Origin of the sequence: Nocardia sp. NPDC004604, assembly GCF_040609795.1 — a bacterium.
GTDB lineage: Bacteria > Actinomycetota > Actinomycetes > Mycobacteriales > Mycobacteriaceae > Nocardia.
In genome coordinates, this window is the sequence record NZ_JBEXLC010000281.1 from 1 (window position 1) to 4,379 (window position 4,379).

Genomic DNA, 4,379 nt, shown 5'->3' on the forward strand with positions numbered 1-4,379 from the left:
CGACCTTCTCGTGCACGTAGTTCTGCACGACCACGGTGAAGTAGAACAGCACCGCGATGATGACGAACGGCACGGCGGTGTAGGTCAGCTCCAGCGGCACGTTGTAACCGGTCTGGCGCGGGAACTCCGGGGAGTCCTTCTTCTTGCGGTGGAAGGTGACGGTCCAGAAGGTCAGACCCCACACCAGCACACCCATCGCCAATGCCGCGATGACCGACCACGTCCACAGTTCCCGCATCCGGGTCGCCTGCGGCGTGACACCCGAGGGCCAGCCGAATCGCAGCCAAACATTGTCGATCGAGCAGCCCGAGACGAGCATCGCGGTGATCCCCAAGGACACCGCCAAGCCGACCCGCCGAAGGATGCGGCCCTGCCGACCCTTCACGGGTCGTGCCCCGATCTCTTCGCTCGCCTTGTGCGCCACGCTCACGCCTTCCTGGTCGCCACACATTCCGACAGTGCACCGGCCCGGGTTGCGATCGCCCGGCGGTACGTCTTAAGCACGTTTCAGGGCATTCCGGTCGGCTCGCCCGCTTCGGCGCACGATCCACCTAAGAATGTCCTGAGTACTACGCAGCGTAGACCAAACCGGCGCCCCGTTTGACGTCGGGTCGGATTCGACACTCCACCGATCCCGAGGCGGGTCCGGTCACTCGGACATCGTCGCAGTACAGCGCGTGCCCCGCGACCGGAATCGGCACGTGCGACGCAGGCGGACACAATATTTCGGACCCTGGATGCGAGGGCGTCCCCGGGACCGGTGATCGCGAACGATCCAGTGGCGCGACACACGAATCCGCCCGGTGCGGCATACTCGGACACGAGATTTCGCCCTGTGCGCCCACCACTATCGGGCGCAGCCACCCAGTGATTCGGGCCAGTGCCCGTACCAAGTAGGAAACGAGGTTGCCGACGCCGTGTGTGGACTGCTCGGATTTCTGACATCTGATGCGGCAACCGACGACGTCGTGGAGCGGGTGTACAACGCCCTGCACTGCGTGCGCCATCGCGGCCCGGACGAGCGCGGCACCTGGCACGACGATCATGTGATCTACGGCTTCAACCGCCTGTCGATCATCGATATCGAGCATTCGCACCAGCCGCTGCGCTGGGGTCCGGCCGAGAATCGGGAGCGCTACGCGCTCACCTTCAACGGCGAGATCTACAACTACATCGAGATCCGCGCGGAGCTCGCGAAGGCGCATGCCGAGGAGTTCCCGGACGGCAAGATCTTCGAAACCGAGGGCGACGGCGAGGCGATCGTCGCAGCCTTCCACTACTGGGGTCCGGATGCCGTGCGCAAGCTGCGCGGCATGTTCGCGTTCGCGATCTGGGATACCCAGACCCAGGAGCTGTTCGTGGCGCGCGATCCATTCGGCATCAAGCCCCTGTTCCTGGCGACCGGCCCCGGCGGGACCGCGTTCGGCAGTGAGAAGAAGAGCCTGTTGGAGCTGCTGCCCGCGCTCGGGCTCTCCGATGCTTTGGATCCGCGGGCGCTGGAGCACTACACCGTGCTGCAGTACGTGCCGGAACCGGAGACGCTGCACAAGGACATCCGCCGCCTGGAATCCGGGCACTACGCGACCGTGCGGGCGGGCGAGGCGCCGAAGATCACCCGCTACTTCGACCCGCAGTTCAAGGTGCGGGCCTTCGCTCCCGGCTCAGCGGGCGCCCGCTACCGGGAGATCGCCGAGGCGCTGGAGGACTCCGTCGCCAAGCACATGCGCGCGGATGTGACCGTCGGCTCATTCCTGTCCGGCGGTATCGACTCCACCGCGGTCGCGGCGCTGGCCATGCGGCACAACCCGAAGCTGATCACCTTCACCACCGGCTTCGAACGTGAGGGCTACTCCGAGGTCGATGTGGCGGCCGAGAGCGCGGAGGCGATCGGCGCGCGGCATATCGTGAAGGTGGTCTCCCCCGCCGAATTCGCCGCGGCGATCCCCGAAATCGTCTGGTACCTGGATGATCCGGTGGCCGACCCGGCGCTGGTGCCGCTGTACTTCGTGGCCAAGGAGGCGCGCAAGCACGTCAAGGTGGTGCTCTCGGGTGAGGGCGCGGACGAGCTGTTCGGCGGGTACACGATCTACCGGGAACCGTTGTCGCTCAAGCCCTTCGAATATCTGCCGCGCGGGGTCCGCAAGCTGGCGGGCCGGCTGTCGGAGCGGATTCCGGACGGTACGCGCGGTAAGAGCCTGCTGCACCGCGGCTCACGCACCCTCGAGGAGCGCTACTACGGCAACGCGCGCAGCTTCAGCGACGCGCAGTTGCGTGCGGTGCTGCGGGAATTCCGGCCGGAGTGGACCCATCAGGACGTCACCGCGCCGATCTACGCGCAGTCGCGCGGCTGGGATCCGGTGGCGCGCATGCAGCATCTGGATCTCTACACCTGGCTGCGCGGCGACATCCTGGTCAAGGCCGACAAGATGACCATGGCGAATTCGCTGGAGCTGCGGGTGCCGTTCCTGGACTCCGAGGTGCTGAAGGTGGCCGAACAGCTGCCCTACGAGCAGAAGATTACCAAGGAGACCACCAAATACGCACTGCGCCAGGCGCTGGAGGGCATCGTCCCGCCGCATGTGCTGCACCGCGCGAAGCTGGGTTTCCCGGTCCCGCTGCGGCATTGGCTGCGCGGCACCGAACTCTACGACTGGGCCCATCTGCAGATCGCCGAATCGCAGACCGATCATCTGCTCGACAAGGGCGCGATCAAGGGCATGCTCGAAGACCACCGCGCAGGCCGCGGCGACCACAGCCGCCGCCTCTGGACCCTGCTCGTCTTCATGGTCTGGCACGGCATCTTCGTCGAACACCGCATCACCCCCGATATCCAGGAACCGGTCTACCCCGTTTCGCTCTAGTCACTGCCGCGCGCGAATCGGCGTGCGGCACAACGTAAACGGCCGCACCCACCTACGTGGTGGATGCGGCCGTTCTGCGAGCGGTCCAGGAAGGTCAGAGCAGGGGCTTGATGTCGGCGGCGGCTTCGGGGCCGTAGGCGGCGGTGAGGCGTTCGAGGGCATCGTCCTTATTGAGGGTCCACTCCTGGGTGCCCATGGTCTCGAGGACGAGAACCGCAATGAGCGAACCCAACTGGGCGGAGCGCTCCAGGGAGAGTCCGGCGGTGTGGCCGGTGAGGAAGCCCGCGCGGAAGGCGTCGCCGACGCCGGTGGGCTCGACCTTGTTCACCTCGGGGACCACGCCGACGATCACCTCGGTGCCGTCGCGGTCGACGATCTGCACGCCGTCCTTGCCGAGTGTGGTGACGCGGATGCCGACCTTGCGCGCGATCTCCTCTTCGCTCAGACCGGTTTTCTGCAGCAGCAGCGCCCACTCGTACTTATTGGTGAAAAGGTATGCGGCGCCGTCGATCAGTTGGACGGACTGATCGCCGTCGAGGCGGGCCAGCTGCTGGGACGGGTCGGCGGCGAACGGGATGCCGAGTTCGCGGCATTCGGCGGTGTGCCGCAGCATGGCCTCGGGATCATTGGCACCGATGAGCACCAGGTCGAGCGTGTGGTCCTCGGCGAGTTCACCGATCGAGATATCGCGGGCCTCGCTCATCGCCCCCGGGTAGAACGAGGCGATCTGAGCCATATCGTCATCGGTTGTGCAGACGAAGCGCGCGGTATGCGCCCGCTCGGAGATCATAACGGTGGAGCAATCGACGCCGTTCTTCTCCAGCCAGGCGCGGTACTCCCCGAAATCCGCGCCGACTGCGCCGACGAGCAGCGGTGTGCGGTTCAGTACGCCCATGGCATAGGCGATATTGCCCGCGACCCCGCCCTTGCGGATCTGCAGATCATCGACGAGGAAGCTCACCGATACATGGTCGAGCTGATCGGCCAGCAGCGCGTCGGCGAACCTTCCGGGGAAGCGCATGAGATGGTCGGTCGCAATGGACGCGGACACGGCGATAGACACGAAGCTGAGCCCTTCGGTAGGCGGCTAGACGGTGAAGACTCGGAAACTAGGTCCCCGTCTTTACCGTACCTTCCCGTCTCCCCGGATACGCTTGCCCGCCGCCGCCAATATTCAGCCGAACAGCGCGTGTCGCACGATTCTCATCATGGACGAGCGGTCAGCAGATCGCCGGGTCGCGGATGGACCCGGCGATCGACTTCCGGAGATCAGTTGAAGGAGTCGCCGCAGGCGCAGGAACCCGTCGCATTCGGGTTGTCGATCGTGAAGCCCTGCTTCTCGATGGTGTCGACGAAGTCGATCGAGGCGCCCTGCACGTACGGCGCACTCATCCGGTCGACGGCCAGCTTGACCCCGCGGAAGTCGACGGTCAGGTCACCGTCGAGCGAGCGGTCGTCGAAGAAGAGCTGATAGCGCAGGCCGGCACAGCCGCCCGGCTGCACGGCGATACGCAGGGC

3 protein-coding genes and 1 pseudogene are annotated in these 4,379 nt (G+C 65.8%); 1 reads left to right on the forward strand and 3 read right to left on the reverse strand.

The genetic code is table 11. The features are described from left to right. Nucleotides 1–385, reverse strand: a pseudogene (locus ABZW16_RS43140) (cytochrome C oxidase subunit II); the annotation flags it as partial. Between the two features lie 532 nt (nt 386–917). Between ABZW16_RS43140 and asnB the strand changes: the two are divergent. After that, complete coding sequence (gene asnB / locus ABZW16_RS43145; RefSeq protein ID WP_354961953.1) at nt 918–2,861, forward strand: asparagine synthase (glutamine-hydrolyzing); 1,944 nt, start codon at nt 918–920, stop codon at nt 2,859–2,861. A 94-nt stretch (nt 2,862–2,955) separates the two neighbouring features. Here asnB and ABZW16_RS43150 read toward each other — a convergent pair whose 3' ends face one another. Next, a complete protein-coding gene (locus ABZW16_RS43150; RefSeq protein WP_354961954.1) occupies nt 2,956–3,924 on the reverse strand; it encodes a carbohydrate kinase family protein in 969 nt (322 codons plus the stop codon). 206 nt (nt 3,925–4,130) lie between these two features. Next, nucleotides 4,131–4,379: iron-sulfur cluster assembly accessory protein (locus ABZW16_RS43155; RefSeq protein WP_354961955.1), on the reverse strand; the 249-nt coding region annotated here is incomplete at its 5' end.